This is a genomic window from Singulisphaera sp. GP187 (assembly GCF_900129635.1).
Taxonomy (GTDB): Bacteria; Planctomycetota; Planctomycetia; order Isosphaerales; family Isosphaeraceae; genus Singulisphaera.
On record NZ_FSRB01000001.1, the window covers coordinates 6,215,149 to 6,237,284 of the forward strand.

Sequence of the window (22,136 nt, forward strand, 5' to 3'; positions counted from 1 at the left end):
GTGGAACCGATGTGCCTACGTTTGAAGTTTTCCCCCTGGCGAATCGCGAAGCAGTTTGTCCCGCTCTGTGGCGTGGGGCTGGCGATGCTGGTCACGGGATGTTCTCAGGACGATGGGCATGTCCCGGTGTTCCCCGTCAAGGGGAAGGTGAGCGTTGCGGGCGAGGTCCCGGAAGGGGCGCTCATCGTCTTCTACCCGGCGAAGGCAGGCGGCGAGTCGGAGCTGCGCCCGTCGGCCAAAGTCAAACCGGATGGTTCCTTCAGCTTGACGACCTACGACGCGGATGACGGCGCACCCTCCGGTGAGTACACCGCCACGATCCAGTGGAACAAGATCATCAAGAGCGGGAAGGATTATAAGGCGGGCCCCGACCTGATCCCCAAGAGCTACGCGAATCGCGAGAACTCGCGCTGGAAGATCAAGGTGGCGGAAGCCCCCAATGAGCTCGAGCCGCTCACCATCACCAAATAACGCGACGACGGTTGCAAGATTGCCGGAGTCGTTGATTGCTGCTCCGGTAAATTTGCGAATGCCTTGAAATGTTGGCACTTTGACGTCATTCGCTGACGGATTCACTCACACAGATCGCGAGAGGTTCTCATGAAAATTCGCATACGCCGTGGTTTCACTTTGATCGAGTTGTTGGTGGTGATTGCGATCATCGCCGTCCTGATCGCCCTGCTGCTGCCCGCCGTGCAGGCCGCGCGAGAGGCGGCCCGCCGCTCCCAGTGCGTGAATAACATGAAGCAGCTCGGCATCGCGCTGCATAACTTCCATGACGTCAACTTGAACCTCCCGTCGAGCGATCGGCCGAGCGGGGTGACCACCCTCCCGCGAATTGCCGGGCTGACGTTCATGCTTCCCTACTTTGAACAGACTAACGTCTACAACGCGTATAACCAGACGTTGAACTGGAGCGGTCTTGAAAACACGACCAGCGTCCGCAACAAGGTGAACGTTTTCCTCTGCCCCTCCGCTCAGCAGGGCGACGTGCTCGACGGCGATCCCCAGCCGCCCAGTGTCTACGCCGCGAACGTGGCGGCGGTGACCCATTACTCGCCGACGATCGGCATCGATCGGAGACTCGGAACGCCGGGCCTGGGCCTGGTCGGCGCGGCCGGCGACACCACCACGATTGGCCCCTGGACCGGCCTGCTCCCCAAAAACGTCAAGTCACGGCTCGCGGACGTGACCGATGGCTTGTCGAACACGATCGCCATCGCCGAGTCCGCCAGTCGGCCCTATGTGTATCGCAAGGGGGGGAAGCAAGCTGGTAGCAATCTTCTGACCAACCGCTCGAACGCCGGTGGCTGGTGCCGCCCGGCGAGTGACTTCAGTGTCGACGGCTCGAGCCAGGACGGCTCGGTGATCCCGGGCCCTTGCCCGCTGAATTGCACCAACGGTGAAGACATCGGCTCGCAGACCTTCCCCTACTCCTACTACGGCTCCGAGGGGTCGGGCGAGGCTTACGGATTCCACCCCGGTGGGGCCAACTTCGTGTTCGGCGACGGCTCGGTCAAGTTCATCAAAGAGACCGTGAGCATCCGGATCTTCGCCAACCTCGTGACCCGCGCCGGCGGTGAAATCGTCAGCTCCGATCAGTATTGAGCGAACCGCCCTCGCGCTTGACTTGCGACCATGCCGCCGTTGCCAACCCCTCCGGGACCGGCAAGGGCGGCATTTTTTCGTTGGCGAGCCATCCGCACGCGGGTTGGTTGCGCGATTTTATCGGGTTTCTCGTGCCGACGGCGGGATTGGCCAGGGATTGCTCGAGGCTGCCTTGTCAGTGCTCGCCGCTTTCTGGGAAGATGCGAGGCTGTGGACACCCCTGCTCGAGTCCCGGTCACGCCTTGCCGAGATCATGTCGATCACCTTTATCCACGCCGCCGACATCCACCTTGATAGTCCGCTCCGGGGGCTCGAACGCTACGAGCATGCGCCCGTGGATCGGATCCGAGGGGCCACCCGCCGCGCCTTCGAGCGGCTGATTCAACTGACGGTCGATCGTCGGGTGGATTTCTTGCTGATCGCGGGCGACCTTTACGACGGCGACTGGCGGGACTACAACACGGGTCTCTACCTCGTCGGCCAGCTCAACCGGCTGCGCGAAGCGAACATCCCGGTCTTCATCATTGCGGGCAACCACGACGCCGCGAACAAGATGACCCGGGCCTTGCGGCTCCCCGATAACGTGCGTGTGCTCGGTTCCGACCGGGCCGAGACGGTCCGGCTCGACCAGTTCGACGTGGCGATCCACGGGCAGAGCTTTGCGCGGGCCGCGGTGACCGAAAACCTTGCGGCCGGCTATCCTGACCCCGTGCCCGGCTGGGTGAACATCGGCTTGCTCCATACCGGGCTGACCGGGCTGGAGGGGCACGAACGCTACGCCCCCTGCACCGTGGAAGACCTCCGCGAACGCGGTTACGACTACTGGGCGTTGGGTCATATCCACACGCGAGGCAACCCTTGCCTTGACCCCTTGGTCGTCTTCCCCGGCAATACGCAAGGCCGGCACATTCGGGAAACCGGTGAAAAGGGCTGCTTGTTGGCGACCCTCGAGCCTGGGAACGGCGTCGCCCACACGTTTCACCGGCTCGACGTCGTGCGCTGGGAACGTGGCCGGGTCGATGCCTCGGATCTCGACACCGAGGCGGACTTGCTCGACAAGGTGGCGGCTGTTTTCGATGATCTCCTCCAGGCCGAGACCGACGCGGACCGCCTGCTGGCGGTCCGCGTGGTGATTCATGGGGCCTCGACGCTGCACGACCGGCTCCATGCGGATCCGGAGCGCTATGTGGCCGAGGTTCGCAACCTGGCCCTGGAGCGTGGCGTGGATCGGCTCTGGGTCGAGAAGGTGGAGATTCAGACCCGCTCCACCCGAATGATGCCGGTGCTCGACGGGCCGATCGAGGAACTGCGTGAGGTGCTTGACCTGCTTCGTGCCGATCCCGAGGCCCTGGCCGCACTCGGTGAGGAACTGACCGAGCTGCGGCGGAAGCTGCCGCCCGACCTGACCGGTGGCCACGACCCGCTCCAACTCAACGATCCCGAGTGGTTGCGAGCCCAGCTCGACGAAGTCCAGCCGTTCCTGCTCGACTTGCTGCTCCGTCCCGATCGCGGAGCGCAATCATGAGATTTTTACAACTCCATCTGAAGGCGGTGGGGCCGTTCTCGGGGGTCGAGCTCGACCTCTCGGGCGGTCAGCAGGGCCTGCACCTGATCTACGGGCCGAACGAGGCGGGGAAGACCTCGACGCTCCGGGCCTTGTCTCACCTCCTCTTTGGCTTCCCGACGCGCACGACCGACGGCTTCCTCCACCCCTACGATCAGCTCCGGGTGGGGGGGATCCTCCGCCACAGCGATGGCGAGGTCCTCGAGATCGTTCGCCGCAAGGGGAACAAGAATACGATCCGCGAGTTGGACGACGCCGCAACCGTCGCGCCCGAACGGCTCGGCCGGTTTCTCGGTGGGGTCGATCAGGAGACGTTTGAAAACCTCTTCGGCATCGATCACGCCCGCCTCAAGCAAGCGGGCGAAGAGATCAAGACCGGCCAGGGGAGGCTCGGCGAGCTGCTCTTCGCCGCCGGAACGGGCCTGGCCGGTCTCGGCCAGGCCAAGCAGCGGCTCCAGGAGCGGCTCGACGCCCTGTTCAAGCCGAGGGGCCAGAACCAGCGGATCAACCAGGCCCTGGCCGAGTACCGTGTCTCTCAAGACGAGATCAAGCGGTTCCAGTTGCCGAGCGAAGAATGGCAGCGGCACGACCGGGCCCTGCGTGACGCTCAGGAACAGGGGAATCGCCTGGTCGAGCAGACCCACGCCGCGCGTCGCGAGCTCAACCGGATGATCCGGGTTCGCGACGCGATCCCGCAGGTCGCCCGCCTCCGCCGCCTCCAGGGCGAATTCGGGCAACTCGGGGATGTCGTCCGGCTCCGTGACTCCTTCGGCGGCGAATGCCGCGAGGCGGAAGAGACGCTCCACCGGGTGGTCAGCACGATCGAGCAGACCCGCGCCACCGTGGAAGAACTGGACGCACGCCTGGCCGAGACGGAGCCCCGCCACCTCCTGCTCGATTCGGCCGATGCGATCGAGGCGTTGAAGGAACAGCTCGGCGCCGTGGAAAAGGCGCTCGAACACCGCCCTCGGCTCGAGAGCTGGCGGCTCGAGAACGAGCACCAGGCCCGCGAAATCCTCGGTAAGCTCGGCCGGACCCGCGACCTGGACGCGGCCGAGGAGCTCCACCTGCGCGCCGATGAACCGCCGATCATCCGGACGCTCGGCCAGCGGTTCACCGCCCTCCGCGTCCAGCGCGACGAGACCCGAAGCGCGATCGCCAAGCACGAGGATCAGGCCGGTCGGCTCGAACGCGAGCAGTCCGGCCTGGGCCAGGCCCGTGACGTCGCCTCGCTCCGCCGCGCCGTCCGGGCGGCCCGCAAGGCCGGCGACCTCGACGCCAGGAACGCCGAGGCCCGCGCTGCGTACGCCAGTGCCACGCGGCAGGCGGCCCTCGGGCTCGAACAGCTTCCCGGCTGGTCCGGTAGTCTCGACGACCTGGAACGCCAGGCCGTGCCCGTCGAGCCCACGCTCGTCCGTTTCGAATCCGACTGGCAGGCCGTCGAGCGCGAGCTCCAACTCCTGGACGATCAGGAAAACGCGGAGTCGAAGTCCGTCAAGCAGCTCGAGGCGAAGTTGCGGGCCCTCGATCTGCATCAGGACGTGCCGACCGAGGACGATCTCCGCGCGGCACGTCAGCGCCGTGACGAGGGCTGGCGGTTGATCCGGGTTGCCGGGCTCACCCCCGCGGACGACACCGCGGAATCGGCTGCGTTCGTGGCCGAGTTCGCGCCCGGGCGCACGCTGGCCGACGCCTTCGAGCAAAGCTTGCACCGCGCCGATACCATGGGCGATCGCCTCCGCCATGAGGCCGAACGCGTGGCCCGCAAGGCGGAGTGGCTCGCTCAGCTCGACGCCCACCAGAGCTCGCGCGACGGTCGTTCTCAAACGAGACGCGACGTCGAGGGCCGGCGGGACCGTGTTCACGCTGACTGGAAAGCACTGGTCGATGCGTTGGGTGTTGCCGCCGCCGAGCCGGCCGAGCTTCGGGCCTGGCTCCGGCAGCGGGCCGAGGTGGTTCATCGCCAGGAGCAGGCCCGCGATGCCCGGCTCGCTCGCGAGGAGTGCGAGGCTTCACTCGCCGAGCACCGCGCGGCCCTGGAGCGGGCGATGGGGGGGCTGGGCGTCGCGCTCCCCGATCCGCACGAGGGGCTCGCCGCCTTGCTCGAACAGGGCGAAGAAGTGCTCGAGCGCGAAGACCGCGCCAGCCGTCGCCGAGAGACTCTCATTAATCAAGTCGCCGAGGCACGCGCCGATCTCGCTCGCGATCAACTTCGCCTTCAGGCCACCGAGGACGAGCTCGCGAGCTGGCGGCTCGACTGGTCGGCCAAGATGGCGCGAATTGGCCTCGAACCTGACGCTGCGCCCGAGCAGGCCGAGATCGTGCTGACCGAGATTCAGAGCCTGTTCGAGGCCTTGAGCAAGCGCCGTGAATTCCAGAGCCGGATCCGCGGCATCGACCGGGATGCCGAGCAGTTCGCCGCCGAAGTCGCCAAACTTCGCGGCCAGGTGGGCTTGGAGCTCGAGGAGCAACCTCCGGCGGTCTTAGCTCGAGAGCTGACTCAGCGGCTCCAGCAGGAGCGGAACGTCGAACAGCGCCGGACGACCTTGATCCAGCAGCGCGATCGCGAGAGCCAGCGGCTTCGCGAGGCCGAGACCGAACAGGTCGCGGTGGTCGCGCGGCTCGACCGGCTCCGTCAAGAGGCAGGCTGCGAGTCGACCGACGAGCTTCCCGAAGCCGAGCGCCGCTCGCGCGATCGCGCCCGGCTCGAGGATGATCTGCGTGCCTGCGAGGACCAGGTCATTGCGCTCGGTGCCGGTGCGGATCTCGTCCAGTTCGCCTCCCAGGTCGAGCAGGCCGACGCCGACGATCTCGGGCCGGCGATCGCGCAGCGCGAGGCCGACGTCGCCGCACTCGAGTCGGAGTTGCACACGGTCAAGGAAACGTTAGGCGCCGAACGCGTCGAGCTCGCGCGGATGGACGGCGGCGACAGCGCCGCGGAGGCGGCCGAGAAAGCGCAGACGATCACGGCTCGGCTCCAAACCGACGTGATCCTCTACGCCAAGCTGAAACTGGCGGCGGCCGTGCTCAACCGAGGGATCGAGAAATACCGCGAGAAGAGCCAAGGCCCGGTTCTCGCCCGCGCCAGCCAGCTCTTTGCCGACCTGACCGACGGCTCCTTCTCCCGTCTCCAGATCGATGATGACGGCGACGGCCGCGCCTTGTTGAAAGGTGTCCGGGCCGACGGCCGCCATGTCGGTGTCGAGGGCATGAGCGACGGCTCGCACGACCAGCTCTACCTGGCGCTTCGGCTGGCCAGCCTCGAGTCGTGGCTCCAAGCGCACGAACCGATCCCATTCATCGTGGACGACATCCTGCTGAACTTCGACGATCGCCGCGCCCTGGCCGCGCTCCGGGCCCTGGCCGAGCTGTCACGACGAACGCAGGTTCTCTTCTTCACGCATCATGCACACCTGTTCGACCTGGCCCGCAAGCACTTGCCGGACGACGTCGTCTTCATTCAGACGTTGCCGTCGAATCGTCCTGCGTAGTTTTGATGGGCAGCCGCGGCGATACGCGTGACCTACGAAGTTTCCGGGACGTTTCATGAAGGGGAGAACGGGACGAGAATTGACGGAGGAAGTGCCTCTGGCCTGCTTCGCTGAGGCGTTGGAATCTCTTGGGAATGAGCCGCCATGAAAGCCAATCCCTCTTCACTTCCGGCGCCGGCGACTCGGACGGTAATCCGGCAGATGACCCTTGTGCTTCCTCCCCTCCTGTGGTGCATGGGCTTCTTCCTCAGCATCGGCTTTCCAGGATGTCACGTCTCGCGGGCAATCATGAACGCGACCGCCTACACGCTTTCCGGATTCGCGGGCTGGGTGGTTTATCGATTCGTCAGGAGACCATCCGATGCCAGTACAACCGATTTGTGGATGGCATTTCCGTTCGCCGCAAATATAAATATCACTTTGCTGAATCCGAGGATCGTCCACTGGCCGTTTCGAGAAATGCTCGCCCATGGCCTGATCGTCTCGGTCGCATGCATGGCGTTGATAGGCCTTGTGCAAAGGCTACTGAGACAAGGGAAAAGAGCCCGCTCGGCTCGTGCTCATCCCTTGTCTGATGACCAGGTCGACTCGGCGATCGAACCGCTCCGAGAGACGAATTGCCCGACCTGATTCGCGGCCAGTGGGACGCGAGACCATCGAAGAGCGGCTTCGTTCTTGGAGGTGAAACCTTTTGGGTGGGCCGTGCCCACACTAAAAGATTTAAAATGCGTCAGCGCTGATGATTTCTCCACCTTTCGTCGTGCTCAAGGCTCGCCATGTGGATAGGTTGATCGAATTCTTGACGAATCGAACCGAGCCGTCGGCGATCGCCGTGTTGACGCCTCCGGCGGTGTGGCGGCTCCGCGCGGCGAACGTGGTGTCGAGGATCTGGTCGGTGCTCAGGCGGATGCAAGGCGGGTTGTTTTGGTAAGGGAAGCTGCAACCGCCGTTGACCCGATCGGGGGCCGGGCTGTTGGGGGCCAGGTAGGTCTCGAAGGTGGCACCATCGCCCCACCAGGAAAATCCACGCGAGTCTTTATTGAAGCCGATGACGGTTTCCGAAACGAGCATCGTGTTGGAAACGCCGTCCAGAAAGCTGCTGAACGCGTAGTCGGCCAATCCGCCCGACGGGGGCGGGAAGTTGACCGAGGCGATGTCAACGAAGGGGCTTCCCATATCGGAGAACGGCGCTCCGGCGTAGGCGACGGCCCCTGGGTCATTGGCATTGGCGCCGATGGGATAGATTGCCGGCTGCAAGAGAACTGACGAGCCGAAGTTCGCGACGTAGTTATGCTGGGTGGCGTAGAACGTGTTCGCGCCCAGGATGAACGATCGCTCGTTGGGACTTGTCATCACGTCGCTCGGGCAGAGGAGCGAGCCGATCCGGCTGGCCGCAACCGTGACGTTGGTCGCCCCGAAAAATCGGAAGTTGGTGTCGTAAGGGCCTCGGCCTTCGGTGTTGTTACCCACGAAATTGAAGGCGTTGAAAATGCCTTGTTGTTCCAGGTGAGGAAGCGTGAAAATGACCCAGGTGCCCCAGCTCGTGCCCTTCCGCCCGGGAGGTAGCCGGCCGTGGGTGCTCTCATAATTGTGCATGGCCAAGGCCACCTGCTTCAGGTTGTTGGTGCACTGGGCGCGTCGGGCCGCTTCACGCGCGGCCTGCACCGCGGGAAGCAGCAAGGCAATCAGGACCGCAATGATCGCGATCACGACGAGAAGTTCGATCAAAGTAAAACCGCGACGTTGCCGGATCATGAAATGCGTGTCCTTAAACTTTTGTATTGTGAGGATCCAATAAGGGGGAGCACTTGGGCCGGTTCACTGGCTCAGATCAAAGTCGAACTGGTTCGGTCCCTCTTTCGTCACTTCGATGATCCGCGGCATTCGCTTCGGTGAATTCTTTTGCGGGATCAACGGGTTGGATCGAGAGATCTTGACGGGCTGGTTGGAAATCTCCGCGCCGGTGATCTCGTCGATGGTGACGGTGCCCCCGTCGTCTGCCGGGGAAGGGGCCGTGGTTCCTGTCTGGATCTCGACCGCGTAGCGTCCTGGGGTCAGGCCTTGCGCTGCGCGGAGTTCGTATCGTCCATCTTTGATAACGGTGCCTGCCCCTTGAATTCCCGATTGGGATTCGGGATGAAACACGATCGAGCCCTGGCCGAGTGGTTGACCACCCTCCTGGACGACGGTGCCGCGAATCGGGAATCGTCCGTCCTCGGTGGGGCCGCTGACTCCGCAGCCCATCAGGCTCAGGAGCATCAGGGCCGCGATCGAAAACGCTCGGTCCGACGCCTTCGTCGGCACGCTGGGATCGAAGCAATTGGAAGTGTTCAAATGTTTTGCCTGCCTGCGAAGCGGATCAAAAAAGGGGCGGAGTTCGCGCCGGGGCGGTCACTCGGACGCAGCCGCGTCGAATCGAGATGACTGCACGCTCCCGCGAAAGGATGAGGGGCGACGTCCATCGTCAGGGCAACGCGAAGCATTGACCGGGATGCCGGGTCGAATCCGTTCAGCGACCGCTCAAGGGGACTGTGGCCCGGGGCGATTCCTGGGGCTGGTGGAATGGGCCGAGGGCTTGTCGTGATTCAAAGTCGCCAACGCGCGGCGACCAGCGTGAATCGAATGGAGGTGGGGCAACGTGAGGAATCGACATGGGCGCAGACCTTTCCGCCGGGCCGGGCGTGAGGGATTCACTTCGACCCACCGGCGCACGGCACGTTGCAGACGGTCTGCGAGCGGCCCGCCCGGATGCTTAATGGCCGAAGCATCGGAACAGAAGCTCGACGGGCAGGTCTTCTGGCTTACGGCTCTTAATGGCCCCGGACAGCCTTCCCGCCTTGCGGCAGTGGCGATTCATGTCCGGATGCCTGACCGATTACAGCGGCGGCCCCGCGACGGATTCACACCGTCTTCCCTATTATCCCCCGCTCCCCATTCGGAGCGGCGGCACCTGTCGAGGATTCTTATTAGAACGACAGGTGGGTTTCTGGTCAAGCAGGACGCCTGTCGTGTGCCCCCCTCCCCTCTCACCACGGATTTGCGAAGTGGATCGAGTCTCTCGCAAGGAAACCGGGCCGTCGGTCTGGTCCGGAGGCCGAAATTCGCGGGAGAAACTCGTTCCCACGCTCTGCGTGGGAATGCCGTCTTGGCCGCGCTGCGGCCCCACCCGCCGGGGAAGACAAGACGACGCAGAGCGTCGCAGACGGCATTCCCACGCAGAGCGTGGGAACGAGATCTTATTGTTATTGCATGGATATCAAAAAATACGAATAGAACGATTTGGGCGGCTTGGGTCACGTCTCCAACCAATCCGGCACGGAATGAGGGACATGTGCATGAGCGTGAAGTCTGCGATTGGATCGTCGTCACACGCCAAAGTCTGCCAAGGATAAGGAATTCCTGGAGGCGACTGGACCATCGACCCGATAGGCTCTATGATTCGTCATCTCGACAGGTTCCAGCCGCGAGAGCGGGTGGATGAAAAGGGAAGCCGGTGTGAATCCGGCGCAGGGCCGCTGCTGTAATCGGTCAGAGACTCGGGTGTGATGCCACTTCGACCCGGCGATGAGCCGGATCGGGGGAAGGTTGCCCGAGAATCGCTACGAGCCGAAAGCCAGAAGACCTGCCTGTCGAGCGATCGTCTTGGTGCCTCGGACCCAGGCACGTAGGCAGGACATGGTACAGTCTGCGCTTGCGGACACCTCCTGCGCTCTTGGTCCGACCACCCCATCTGCCCGGACCGGCAGGAAGGATTGTCTCCATGTTTACTCCCTCTGATCGTGAATGCGCAGGGACTTGCCCTCACCGGCATTCCCTCCTGGTTCGTACGGTCTCTCAGGCCGTCGCTCGTGTTGTCGTCACCGCAGTCGTGACTTGCCGCATCGCCGCTATCGTCTCCCTCCTGGTTGGACCGCGACACGGTGTCGAAGCCGGGTTCTCCGTCCTGAAAGCCCGCGCGATCCCGGTCGCCGCGTGATTTTCGGTCGGTTGACACCCTTCGTTTGACACCCGAGTCCAGGAGTTTGTACCGATGACGGCAGCGATGAATCTTGGTTTTCCGCGGATGGGCGGCCAGCGCGAGTTGAAGAAGGCCCTCGAACGGTTCTGGTCGAACCGATCGGACGCCGACAACCTCGAGGCGGTCGCGCGGCAACTCCGTGCGGCCCATTGGAGGCTCCAGCAGGCGGCGGGGATTGCTCACATCCCTAGCAATGACTTTTCCCTTTATGACCACGTGCTCGATACGGCGGTGATGGTCGGGATGATTCCCGAGCGATTCAAGCACCTGCCGGCGGGTGTCGAACGAGACTTCGCCATGGCACGCGGGGTCGCCCACGAAGGCGAACGCATCGGCGCGGCGGCGCTCGAGATGACCAAGTGGTTCGACACCAACTACCACTACCTCGTCCCTGAGATCGGGCCAGGACAGGGATTCACCCTCGGTTCGACGAAGCCGGTGGACGAGTTCCTGGAGGCGAAAGGCCTGGGCATCACGACCCGTCCGGTCCTGCTCGGCCCGGCCTCACTCCTCCTACTCGGCAAGGCGAAAGGCGAGAATTTCGATCCGATCGCACTCTGGCCCCGCCTGCTCCCGGTGTATGAAGAGATCTTGCGTCGGCTCTCCGCGGCCGGAGCCCCGTGGGTCCAGATCGACGAACCGTGCCTGGTGACGGACGCTTCGGTACGGGCCCTCCCCGCGCTGGAACCGATCTTCGAGCGGCTGGCGGGCGCGGCCGGTTCGATGAATATCCTGCTCGCCACCTATTTCGGCGGTCTGGCCGATGCGCTTCCGACCGTGTTTCGCCTGCCCGTGAAGGCGGTTCACCTCGACCTCGTCCGCGGTTCCGACCCACTTCACGAGGTGTTGCCGCTCGTGCAGCCGGATCAGGTGCTCTCGCTTGGCCTGGTGGACGGCCGAAATATCTGGAAGGCGGACCTCACGCAGGCCTTGGGCCGGGCGGAAAAAGCCGCCGATCTGCTGGGGGCGGATCGGCTCTGGATTGCGCCTTCTTGCTCACTGCTTCATGTTCCGGTCGACCTGGAAGGAGAGACCGGCCTCGATCCCGAGTTGAAGAACTGGCTCGCGTTTGCACGCCAGAAGCTCGATGAAGTCAGCCTGATCGCACGCGGCGTAGAGGGTGGGCGATCGGCGATCGAGGAAGCCCTGGCCGAGAACGAAGCCGCACTCCGGAGCCGTCGCGACTCGCCCCGGACGCGGTCATTGGAGGTGCGCCGGCGGCTGGCCGCGGTGACCCCGGAGGCACTCGCCCGCGCCCATCCCTATCCGGCCCGGAAGGCGGCCCAGCGCCACCGCACCCCTTTGCCGATCCTGCCGACCACCACGATCGGCTCGTTCCCCCAGACCGACGAGGTTCGCAAAGCACGCGCCTCGTTTCGCTCGGGGAAATGGCGGGCGGACGAGTACGACGCCTTCCTCAAGGCCCGGGTCGTCGAGGCGATCCGCTGGCAGGAGGAGGTCGGGATCGACGTGCTCGTTCACGGCGAGTTTGAGCGGAACGACATGGTCGAGTACTTCGGGGAGAACCTCGAAGGGTTCGCCTTCACGGCGAACGGTTGGGTGCAGAGCTACGGCTCGCGCTGCGTCAAGCCGCCGGTCATCTTCGGCGACGTCACCCGTCGCGGCCCGATGACCGTCGCGTGGGCGGAATACGCCCAGTCTCTGACCGCGCGTCCGGTCAAGGGGATGCTGACCGGACCGGTGACGATCCTCCAATGGTCGTTCGTCCGGGACGACCAGCCCCGCCGCGAGACTTGCTGGCAGATTGCCCTGGCCATCCGGGACGAGGTCGTCGACCTGGAGCAAGCCGGGATCGGCGTGATCCAGATCGACGAGCCCGCCTTGCGCGAGGGGCTCCCCCTCCGCCACAAGGATTGGGCCGATTACTTGCAATGGGCCGTCGACGCCTTCCGGCTCGCCTCGGCGGCCGTGCGTGACGAGACGCAGATCCACACGCATATGTGTTACTGCGAGTTCAATGACATCATCGCCTCGATCGCGGCGCTCGACGCCGACGTGATCTCGATCGAGACCTCGCGATCGCAGATGGAACTGCTCGGGGCCTTCGCCGAATTCCGGTACCCCAACGAGGTCGGGCCGGGGGTCTACGACATCCACTCGCCCCGGGTGCCGTCCCCCCAGCAGATCGAGCAACTCCTGGATCGGGCACTCGCGGTCCTCTCGCCCGAGCAGCTTTGGGTCAACCCGGACTGCGGACTGAAGACCCGACGCTGGGAAGAGGTCAAGCCCGCTCTGGTCGCGCTCGTCGCCGCGGCTCGGTCTGTCCGCCAACGCCTGGAGGGGGCGTCCGTTTCCGCCCCCGGCATTCCCTGACGCCAGTTCCGGCCGGGGTCGTCTCCGGACGGCTCCGGCATTCATTGGGGTCGCGGGCCTCAGGTCGATCCCGAACCTCGTCGGGAGGCGATGCGCCTCGGCCCCTCTCTCCCTATCCTCCAAGGAATCGGAGCCGTTCATGGCCGTCGATCTTGATTTCACCCCTGTCAACGGGCACGCACACGGCAACGGCAGTCCCCCCAATGGGGCCCTCGATCCGGATGAGGATCCCGGCATGCACGTCCGCAAGCGGAACGGCCGGCTCGAGCCGGTCGACGTCAACAAGATCGTCCGGGCCGTCCGCCGCACGTCGGGCGGCCTGCCCGGTGTCGACATCATGCGGATCGCGGTCAAGACCATCGGCGGCCTGTTCGACGGTGCAACCACCCGCGAGCTCGATCAACTCTCGATCCAGACGGCCGCCTCGCTGATCGCCGAGGAGCCCGAGTACTCGCAGCTCGCCGCCCGGCTCCTCGACTGCTACATCGCCAAGGAGGTGATGAATCAGGATATCCACTCATTCTCGCAGGCGGTTGCGACCGGACATCGGCTCGGCTTGATCGCGGAGGAGACCGCCCGACAAGTCGCGGCCGACGCGCGGAAGCTCAACGCCGCCGCGGCGGCGAGCCCCCGTGACAAGTTCGAGTACTTCGGGCTGCGGACGGTCTACGACCGCTACCTCTTGCGCCATCCGACCACCCGCGACGTGATCGAGACGCCCGCCTACTTCTTCCTCCGCGTGGCCTGCGGTCTCTCCCGGAACGTCGCCGACGCCCTCGACCTCTTCGCGCTGATGGCGTCGCACCGCTACATGCCCAGCTCGCCGACCTTGTTCAACTCAGGGACCCCCCGGCCGCAGATGTCCTCGTGCTACCTGCTCGACTCCCCCGCGGATAGCCTGGAGTCGATCTATGACCGCTATGCGGATATCGCCAAGCTCTCGAAATACGCGGGCGGGATCGGTCTCGCCTACCACCGGATCCGCTCGCGCGGGTCGTACATCCAGGGGACCAACGGACACGGCAACGGCGTCGTCCCCTGGCTCAAGACGATGGACTCGTCGGTGGCGGCGGTCAACCAAGGGGGCCGACGCAAGGGGGCCTGCTGCGTCTATCTCGAGAGCTGGCACGCGGATATCGAGGAGTTCCTCGAGCTTAAGGACAACGCCGGCGACGAGGCGCGCCGGACCTATAACCTCAACCTCGCGAACTGGGTTCCCGACCTGTTCATGCGTCGGGTCGAGGCCGGCTCGCTCTGGTCGCTGTTCGACCCGAAGACGGTCCCGCACCTGACCGACCTCTTCGGTGACGCGTTCGACGCGGCCTATGCCCGGGCCGAGGAGCAAGGCCTGGCCATCAAGCAGGTGGCCGCCCGCGACCTCTACGCCCGGATGATGAAGACCTTGGCGGAGACCGGCAACGGCTGGCTCAACTTCAAGGACGCGTGCAACCGGAAGTCGAACCAGACGCAAGTCGCGGGCAATGTGATTCACTCGTCGAACCTCTGCACCGAGATCGTCGAGGTCACCTCGGCCGGCGAAACGGCCGTCTGCAACCTGGGCTCGATCAACCTCGCCGAGCACGTTCGCGACGACGGATTCGACTTCGACGCACTTGCCGAGACCGTCCGGACGGCTGTGCCGTTCCTCGACGCTGTCGTGGATATCAACTTCTATCCCACCCCCGAGTCGGCCACCTCCAACCTGCGCTGGCGGCCGGTCGGGATCGGGCTGATGGGTCTCCAGGACGTCTGCTTTCAGCTCAATCTCCCGTTTGATGCCCCTGAGGCGAGAAGCCTGTCCGTTCGGATCCAGGAGGAGATTTACTTTCACGCGTTGAGCGTCTCATGCGACCTCGCCGAGCGGCATGGGCCGCACCCGGCCTTCGCCGAGACCAGGGCGGCCGAGGGCGTCCTGCAATTTGACCTCTGGGGTTGGGAGGGAGGACAAGCCGTACGCTGGGCCGAGCTCCGCGACCGGATCCGCCGGCACGGGCTGCGGAATTCGCTCCTCGTGGCGATTGCGCCCACCGCCACGATTGCCTCGATCGTCGGCGCCTACGAGTGCATCGAGCCGCAAATCTCGAACCTGTTCAAACGCGAGACGCTCTCGGGCGAGTTCCTCCAAGTCAACCGCTACCTCGTCAAGGAACTCAAGGCGCTCGGCCTCTGGACGGAGGAGGTCCGCAACCGGATCAAGCTGGCCGAGGGCTCGATCCAGGGGATCGAGGAGATCCCGGCCGAATTGCGCCGGGTCTATCGCACGGTCTGGGAGGTTCCGATGCGTTCATTGATCGACATGGCGGCCGATCGCGCTCCGTTCATCGACCAGAGCCAGTCGCTCAACCTGTTCATCGAGAGCCCGTCGATCGGCAAGCTCTCGTCAATGTACATGTACGCTTGGAAGCGGGGCCTCAAAACAACCTACTACTTGCGGTCCCGGCCGGCAACCGGGATCGCCAAGACGACGGTTTCGCTCGCGCCTGGTACGCCCAGTCCGGTGGCCTGCTCGCTGGAAAATCCCGAGTCGTGCGAGTCCTGCCAGTAACCGCACCGCCCTCCCCTCCTCTTTTACGGAAGAATGAACTGATGTTGCTCGATCCCGGCATGGACCTGACGCTACGGCCGATGCGCTACCCCGCCTTCTTCGAGATGTACAAGGCGGCGATCAAGAACACCTGGACGGTCGAGGAGGTGGACTTCTCGACCGACCTGGCCGACCTCGACCGGCGCGTCACCCCGGCGGAAAAGCACCTGATCCAGCGTCTGGTGGCCTTCTTCGCCACGGGTGACTCGATCGTGGGCAACAACCTGGTGCTGAACCTCTACCAGCACATCAACTCGCCCGAAGCGCGGATGTACCTGTCCCGCCAGCTTTACGAGGAGTCACTGCATGTTCATTTTTATCTAACCTTGCTGGATAACTACCTCCCTGATATGGCCGAGCGCGAGCAAGCGTTCGCCGCGATCGAGAACATCCCGTCGATCAAGGGCAAGGCCGACTTCTGCTTCCGCTGGATCGACTCGATCGAGGGCCTCGACCGCCTCGAGACCCGCGCGCATCGGCGGCAGTTCCTCCTGAACCTGATCTGCTTCGCCGCGTGTATTGAGGGCCTCTTCTTCTTCGCGGCCTTTGCCTACGTCTATTTCCTCCGGTCCAAGGGCCTGCTCCATGGCCTGGCAACGGGGACGAACTGGGTCTTCCGCGACGAGAGCGCCCACATCGCGTTCGCGTTCAACGTGATCGCGATCGCCCGTCGCGAGGAGCCCGACCTGTTCGACGCAGACCTGGAGGCTGACGTCGTCGCGATGATGCGCGAGGCGGTCGAGTGCGAGACCGCCTTCGCCCGCGACGTCCTCTCGTTCGGCGTCGTGGGCCTGAGCCTGCAAGACCTGCGGAAATACCTCGAATACGTCGCCGACCGCCGTCTCGAGTCGCTCGGCATCGCCCCGGTCTACGGCTCGCGGAATCCGCTGGCGTTCATGGAGTTGCAGGACGTCCAGGAACTCGCCAACTTCTTCGAGCGGCGGGTGTCCGCCTATCAGGTTGGAGTCACCGGCGACGTCGTATTCAGCGAAGAATTCTAACAATCGAAAATAGTTGTGGACTTACGTGCGAAAAACACATAAGGTTGCGTGGTGGGTCTTTATTTAATGATCTAGGTGACCTCGGTTGCTTGCAAGCCGCCGAGGTCGCGAAGCGGCAAGCGGATCGTCGACCCAAGACCGAGACTGTGGTTATTGCCGTTGCCGGCTTGAGTTCGCGCATCGAGCAAGTCTCTGTTGCGGCTCCCTGGCTGAACCCAACACCTCCTCCCTTTCCACCTTCCCCTGGGACCAGTGTCCCAGGGGAGATTGGAATGAAACAAATCAAAAAAAATTAATTGGTATGTGCATCCGCGATCCCGACGGTTGAAGCAATCGGGCGCAATAATGGCTGCGGCAAAGATCTCCACGACCGGACCGTTTCTATTGAGCAATGATAATGTCGTTGTGTGTAAACGTCTTTGCAAATCGGATATTTTTGCTGCGGGAATGCGATGTTGATTGCGATGAACTCAGCCGACAGCAAGTGCTCCCTCTACCCGATCTCGTATTTTACGACCAACACCCCGCTCTTCAGTTGCTAGAGCGGTTTTCCTTTGCATTGCGCACAGCGGAGGAAAAAGGGGACTGGCTCCCGGCCCCTGAGCCCTTGAATCTCGCCGAACACTTTGGAGGCCGGGTGCCTGTCCCCTTTTTCCGTGCGCCAGCCGGTCGGGAACCGCTCTAGAAGAACGTGAGCGCCCCCTCACTCTGAATCGATACGGTATCGGTTCTGACTGGGCTCGAGTGTCAAACTTAGGTTCAATATTTGCGAACTTTAGTTGGTTGTGGTGGGGACCGGGATTGAGGGGACAATTTTGGCCCCGAGGAGTTTTGAGAACAAGTTGTCGAAAAGTTCGAGACACAGGGGCAGAAGTGAACTATAATCACAATGATCCAAGATACCGCTGTTTTTATGCGGGGAAGCTTTTTTGTCTCGTCGTCATAACCGTCGTAGTGGTTCAGGTTCGAATGATGCTTTGAGCCCACGCTGGTGCTTCGCCCTTGTCGGAGTTCCAATCGCCAAGACAGATGATGGCGTTGAGTTAACCACGGTGCCGGTACTTCGGTGTGAGTGGTAGACGCTGGAACAACCTCGGAATTATCGTTTCTTTGCGGATATGGCGACAAAACGAAATGCATGCGTGTTCGTGTTTGTGCGTGTTGGTTCTCAGGGGCGAATCGATTTTGATCTGACAATCGCTTCGTTGCGAGTCGGCTGCGTCCCTCGGGGCTTATTTTTCTGGGTTTGAACCTCGTTGTGGACTTGGACTCGAAGTCTGGAGTGCCTCGGTCTTGTTTTGCTCGGTCACCACGCTCGTTCTCGTGAAGGTCGGTCTTTACTCTCGTTAACCTTTCAAGGAGTTGCATCGCAATGGCAATTAAGTTTCCCTGGCTGGGAACACGCAGGACGATCTCTCTTGGTCTTACGATCGTGGCGTTCGGTCTAGCCGTTTTTACGGCCATAGACGCGAACGCTGATGCGACTATCGGGTATCCTCAGAAGGACGAAGATATTACAAGCGAAGCCAGCAATTTGGTCGCCACTGGCGATCTGTTAGATGCGCCGATTGGCACTGTTGTACTCTACGATGCGGACGGCAATCCCATCTGGCCGACGTATGTGTTCGGGGACTTCGAGTACCTGGGATACTGGTTCGCGTATTTCCCTCCGCTTCCCCCTGGAGTCTATGTCCTGCATGTTGAAGACATTTATGGGATTGGCGAGACCGCAAGAGGGATCTATGTGGGACCGTAGACGTGTGCTGACTAGGTGGCAGACGCGGATTTAGCCATCTGGGATCTTCTTCAGTCTCCCATGACCAACGATTGCCTTTGTGATGAAGGCTCGTTGGTTTTTTTGTGCAATGAGGATGTCGTGAATCCGGGAGGTGCAAGTCCTATTCGGATCCGACTTTGATGATTTGGGCGACCTTGGTTGCTTGCAAGCATTTGGGATCGTGAATCGGCGTGCGGTACTTCGACCTGAGACCGCGGTGATTGCCGTTGCCGGCTTGAGTTCCAACATCGAACAGGTCTCTGACACGGCTCCTGGCTGAACCCAACGCCTCTCCCTCCCCCTTGAGACTGCGGGCAGGACACCCGCAGTCTCAAGGGGGAGGGAGAGATTGAATTGAATCAAGCGAATCCAATGCGGGTGAGCGCACCATCACCTCGAGCCGGTACGGCCTCGGTTCGGAACCGGCTCAGGCACGGGCACCCGAGCTTTGAGCTCGGGCCGACTTGGTTTTGCGCCTTCGGTTCGGGCCGCAGTCGGAGTAAAATCGATTCGATTCGCGGGATCGGTAAATTCGATCGGGATCGCACGTTCTTACGAGCGAATCTCGTTGGCCGGGGGGGGACCTTCCAGCTCGTGTTGTTGACGCTGTGATTCGCTTCCTTTTGTGCGGGCGACGACCACCTCGGTTCGTAGGTTCGCAGCCTGGATCGCGATGTTCGCGGCGGACTCTCCCGAAAAATACGAGACTTCGGGACGAAAGAAAACTATTCTATTAACGGGATGCGGGAATCCTTGTTTTTGGTGCCGCGTTGCTTTTCATTCGACGAAGTCATGGTCCAATTCGTATCCTAATCTCAAGCCCGAATGGCCTTCGGGTCCCCAGGCCGTTGCTTTTTCCACACCGAATCATCCGATCGCCGAGGAATCGCCGTGACAGATGACTGCGTTGTGTTTAATGAGGCTTCAGAGAAGACTTCTGAAAGCCTCGTTGTTCTTATGAAGGCGAAGGACCAGGAAGCCTGGCAGCGTTTCGTGCAACTTTATGGGCCGCTCGTCTACCACTGGTGCCGGCGGTTCGGCCTCCAAGAGGCCGAGGCGGCCGACGTGGGGCAGGAAGTGTTTCGGACCGTGTCCGGCTCGATCGCCGGTTTCCAACGGAATCAGAAGGGGGATTCGTTTCGCGGCTGGCTCCGCACCATCACGCGCACCCGAACCATCGACTTCCTGCGACGTAAGGCGAAGGAGCCTGAGGCGGTCGGCGGAAGCGATGCGCAGGCGATGCTGCTTGATCTTCCCGCAAATTTTGTGGACGAGCCGGTTTCGCCCGATGACGAGGAACAGATCCTGGTCCGTCGCGTCAGCGACCTGGTTCTTGAGAACTGTAAGCCGGAAAGTCGTCAGGCCTTCTTGCGTGTGGTGGTGGCAGGGGAACATCCGTCCTCCGTGGCGGCCGACCTGGGGATGACGGTTAACGCCGTCTACCTGGCGAAGTCGCACATTTTGCGGCGGATCCGCGAAGGGTTTGCCCAACTCGTCAACGACTGACGAGGCACGAGCGCGGCGAGGTCGCTGGCTCCCGAAGCCTGTTCGGAATTGTTCGAGGTACTCCGATGATTCCATCCGCGTCCGCCGCCACCGCCGTGGCGGAGTGCCCCGACGAACGACTGCTCCTGCAGTTCGATCGCGGCGAGCTCTCCGATCCGGCCTACTCGAGCATCTCGTTGCACGTCTCGTCGTGCGACCGTTGCGTGGAGACCCTCGACCAACTCCTGAGCGACGGTGAGGACGAAGCCGACGACGACCCGCTCATTGCTTGCTTGAAGCAATGCTTGCGGGCTCCTCAGTCGCCGATGAGCCTCGAATACACCGCGCTGGAGAATCGCGCGAAGGCGCTCGAAGCCGAGGCGAAGATCCGGCGGGCGGCCGCGTGGGACCAGGGGCTCGGCGTCGATGGCAAACCGGTCGTCGGCCTCCGAATCGGACCTTACGAGGTGCTGGGGAGGGTCGGCCGGGGGGGGATGGGAGTCGTCTACCGTGCGTTGCAGCCGCGGTTACAACGCACGGTCGCCATCAAGATGATTCTGGCGGGCCATCACGCGAGTGACTCCACAGTCGCCCGATTCATGCGCGAAGGGAAAGCGGTCGCGCGGCTGCATCATGCCAACGTAGTGCAGGTCTACGAACTTGGCGAGCACGAGGGGCTCCCCTACCTGGCGATGGAATACGTCGAAGGGGGCTGTCTCGAGGCGAAGCTGGGGCACGAGGCGTTTGAGCCGAGAGACGCCGCGGCTTTGATGGTGATACTGGCCAAGGCGGTGCAGTACGCCCACAATCAGGGGGTCGTGCATCGCGACCTCAAGCCGGCCAACGTCCTGCTCGCCCAGGACGGGACCCCGAAGATCACCGACTTCGGACTCGCCAAGCTGCTGGACGCGGACCCGGACGACAACTCCACCGTCTTTCTGACCGAGACGGACACGATCCTGGGCACTCCGAACTACATGGCCCCCGAACAGGCGGAGGGCCGGTCGGCGGACATCGGCCGGGCGACGGATGTTTATGCATTAGGGGCGATCCTCTACGCGTTGCTCACCGGCCACCCGCCGTTTCAGGAGAAGACCAAGCTCAAGACTTTGGAGCGAGTTCGGGCCACGCCACCGATCTCCCCGTCAGGCCTCCGTCCCGAGGTGCCCTACTGGTTGGAGGCGATCTGTCTGACCTGCCTCGAGAAATCACCCCAGCGGCGGTTTCCCACGGCCCAAGCCCTGGCCGATGACCTCGAACGCTGGCTGAGCGACGAACGGCCCCAGGGAACGCCGAGTACGATCACGCGGCTCACGCGCTCGACGCGGAAGAACCTGGGCAAGGTGGTCTGCGGGTCGGCACTCCTCATGGCTGTGAGCGGATTTGCCCTGAAAAAACCCGATCTCATGGCGGTGAGCGGATCTGTCCCGGACAAATCCCATCAGGCGATTGAGCAGGCGCAACGCGATTTAGCGAGCGGGCGAGCCGTGACACTGATTGGTAAGACCGGGGGACCGAAGTGGTCCGATTGGAGATCGGAAAAAGCCAACGGCCTGCAGGAGCTTGGCGTCGATCAAACCTGGTTGGTTTCGACCTGGAACCGAGCACTCGTTGAACTCCTGCCGGATCCGCAATCGGACAGCTATCGGATCAACGTACAGGTGCGTCATGAAAAAAATGGTACGGCAGGTGAAGTCGGGCTCTATTTCGCACGCAAGACGTCTCCGTTTCAAACGTCCAAAATTGAGTTCTTTACGCAGTTGACCTTCGATGACGTGCGAACCGTGAGGTCAACGGTCTTAACGCAGATGGTTACTAAGCCCGGAATGCTTCCGGTAAAGCGGCCCCACCGTGTCCAACTCTTTCCTCGTCTGATCAGTAATTCAGAACGGCCAGACGATTACGATCAGAAGCTTGCTAGTTTTCCCGGGCCAGAGTTCGAGCCGTCTGGTGAGTTAGAAGCACGCTGGAATGACCTCGAGATCGTTGTCACTCCGGCGAAGATCACGGCGGGATGGAATGGCCGGACATTCTCGATGACCCCCGCGGAAGTCCAGAAGGGGATCGAGTTCGGACAGCAGGAGATTGAGAATAGCCTGACCGCCCATCCAGATCGTGTCAGGCGCACGCCTCGTGGGTTTATTCCCAAGTTTGAACTACGCGGTGGAGTTGGACTCTACGTGCGGAACGGCGCGGCGTCGTTCCGATCGTTTACTGTGACCCCTCTGAAGACCAGCCCCCTCGTTCGTGAAACATCCAAGGAGTTGTAACGCA

13 protein-coding genes and 2 riboswitches are annotated in these 22,136 nt (G+C 62.7%); of the genes, 11 read left to right on the plus strand and 2 right to left on the minus strand.

The window, feature by feature from the left end:
* The first annotated feature begins 9 nt into the window (after nt 1-9).
* The 4 genes from BUS42_RS24350 to BUS42_RS24365 all read left to right on the plus strand — a co-directional run bounded on the left by BUS42_RS24350 (nt 10) and on the right by BUS42_RS24365 (nt 6,663).
* Nucleotides 10-471, plus strand: a complete 462-nt coding sequence (locus BUS42_RS24350; RefSeq protein ID WP_074310454.1) for a hypothetical protein — start codon at nt 10-12, stop codon at nt 469-471.
* Between the two features lie 129 nt (nt 472-600).
* Nucleotides 601-1,608, plus strand: coding sequence for a DUF1559 domain-containing protein (locus BUS42_RS24355; protein ID WP_074310456.1), 1,008 nt, complete (start codon nt 601-603; stop codon nt 1,606-1,608).
* Between the two features lie 253 nt (nt 1,609-1,861).
* Nucleotides 1,862-3,133 (plus strand): metallophosphoesterase family protein, encoded by a 1,272-nt coding sequence (locus BUS42_RS24360; protein ID WP_074311424.1) that lies wholly within the window; start codon nt 1,862-1,864, stop codon nt 3,131-3,133.
* Nucleotides 3,130-6,663 carry a YhaN family protein gene (locus tag BUS42_RS24365; protein WP_074310457.1) on the plus strand — a complete coding sequence of 1,178 codons (3,534 nt, stop codon included), beginning with the start codon at nt 3,130-3,132 and terminating at the stop codon, nt 6,661-6,663. The genes BUS42_RS24360 and BUS42_RS24365 overlap by 4 nt, the downstream gene beginning before the upstream one ends.
* Before the next feature lie 720 nt (nt 6,664-7,383).
* On the opposite strand, the gene BUS42_RS24375 is transcribed toward BUS42_RS24365, so the two are convergent.
* Both BUS42_RS24375 and BUS42_RS24380 read right to left on the minus strand, forming a co-directional pair.
* Complete coding sequence (locus BUS42_RS24375) at nt 7,384-8,418, minus strand: DUF1559 family PulG-like putative transporter (RefSeq protein ID WP_074310460.1); 1,035 nt, start codon at nt 8,416-8,418, stop codon at nt 7,384-7,386.
* A 63-nt stretch (nt 8,419-8,481) separates the two neighbouring features.
* Complete coding sequence (locus BUS42_RS24380) at nt 8,482-8,967, minus strand: carboxypeptidase-like regulatory domain-containing protein (RefSeq protein WP_254053711.1); 486 nt, start codon at nt 8,965-8,967, stop codon at nt 8,482-8,484.
* Nucleotides 8,968-9,431: 464 nt separating this feature from the next.
* Nucleotides 9,432-9,632, minus strand: a riboswitch (cobalamin riboswitch).
* Between the two features lie 466 nt (nt 9,633-10,098).
* A riboswitch (cobalamin riboswitch) is annotated at nt 10,099-10,308 on the plus strand.
* Between the two features lie 115 nt (nt 10,309-10,423).
* Here BUS42_RS24380 and BUS42_RS43020 point away from each other — a divergent pair.
* The 7 genes from BUS42_RS43020 to BUS42_RS24415 all read left to right on the plus strand — a co-directional run bounded on the left by BUS42_RS43020 (nt 10,424) and on the right by BUS42_RS24415 (nt 22,132).
* Nucleotides 10,424-10,639 (plus strand): hypothetical protein, encoded by a 216-nt coding sequence (locus BUS42_RS43020; protein ID WP_143206460.1) that lies wholly within the window; start codon nt 10,424-10,426, stop codon nt 10,637-10,639.
* A 54-nt stretch (nt 10,640-10,693) separates the two neighbouring features.
* On the plus strand, nt 10,694-13,015 hold the full coding sequence (gene metE / locus BUS42_RS24385; protein ID WP_074310464.1) for a 5-methyltetrahydropteroyltriglutamate--homocysteine S-methyltransferase: 2,322 nt from the start codon (nt 10,694-10,696) through the stop codon (nt 13,013-13,015).
* Nucleotides 13,016-13,154: 139 nt separating this feature from the next.
* On the plus strand, nt 13,155-15,560 hold the full coding sequence (locus tag BUS42_RS24390; RefSeq protein WP_074310466.1) for a ribonucleoside-diphosphate reductase subunit alpha: 2,406 nt from the start codon (nt 13,155-13,157) through the stop codon (nt 15,558-15,560).
* Nucleotides 15,561-15,601: 41 nt separating this feature from the next.
* Complete coding sequence (locus BUS42_RS24395; protein WP_074310468.1) at nt 15,602-16,600, plus strand: ribonucleotide-diphosphate reductase subunit beta; 999 nt, start codon at nt 15,602-15,604, stop codon at nt 16,598-16,600.
* 1,372 nt (nt 16,601-17,972) lie between these two features.
* Entirely contained in the window at nt 17,973-18,356 is a 384-nt protein-coding gene (locus BUS42_RS24400; RefSeq protein WP_074310470.1) for a hypothetical protein, read from the plus strand.
* 978 nt (nt 18,357-19,334) lie between these two features.
* Nucleotides 19,335-19,883, plus strand: a complete 549-nt coding sequence (locus BUS42_RS24410) for an RNA polymerase sigma factor (protein WP_074310474.1) — start codon at nt 19,335-19,337, stop codon at nt 19,881-19,883.
* A gap of 65 nt (nt 19,884-19,948) precedes the next feature.
* On the plus strand, nt 19,949-22,132 hold the full coding sequence (locus BUS42_RS24415) for a serine/threonine protein kinase (RefSeq protein WP_074310476.1): 2,184 nt from the start codon (nt 19,949-19,951) through the stop codon (nt 22,130-22,132).
* Nucleotides 22,133-22,136 lie beyond the last annotated feature (4 nt).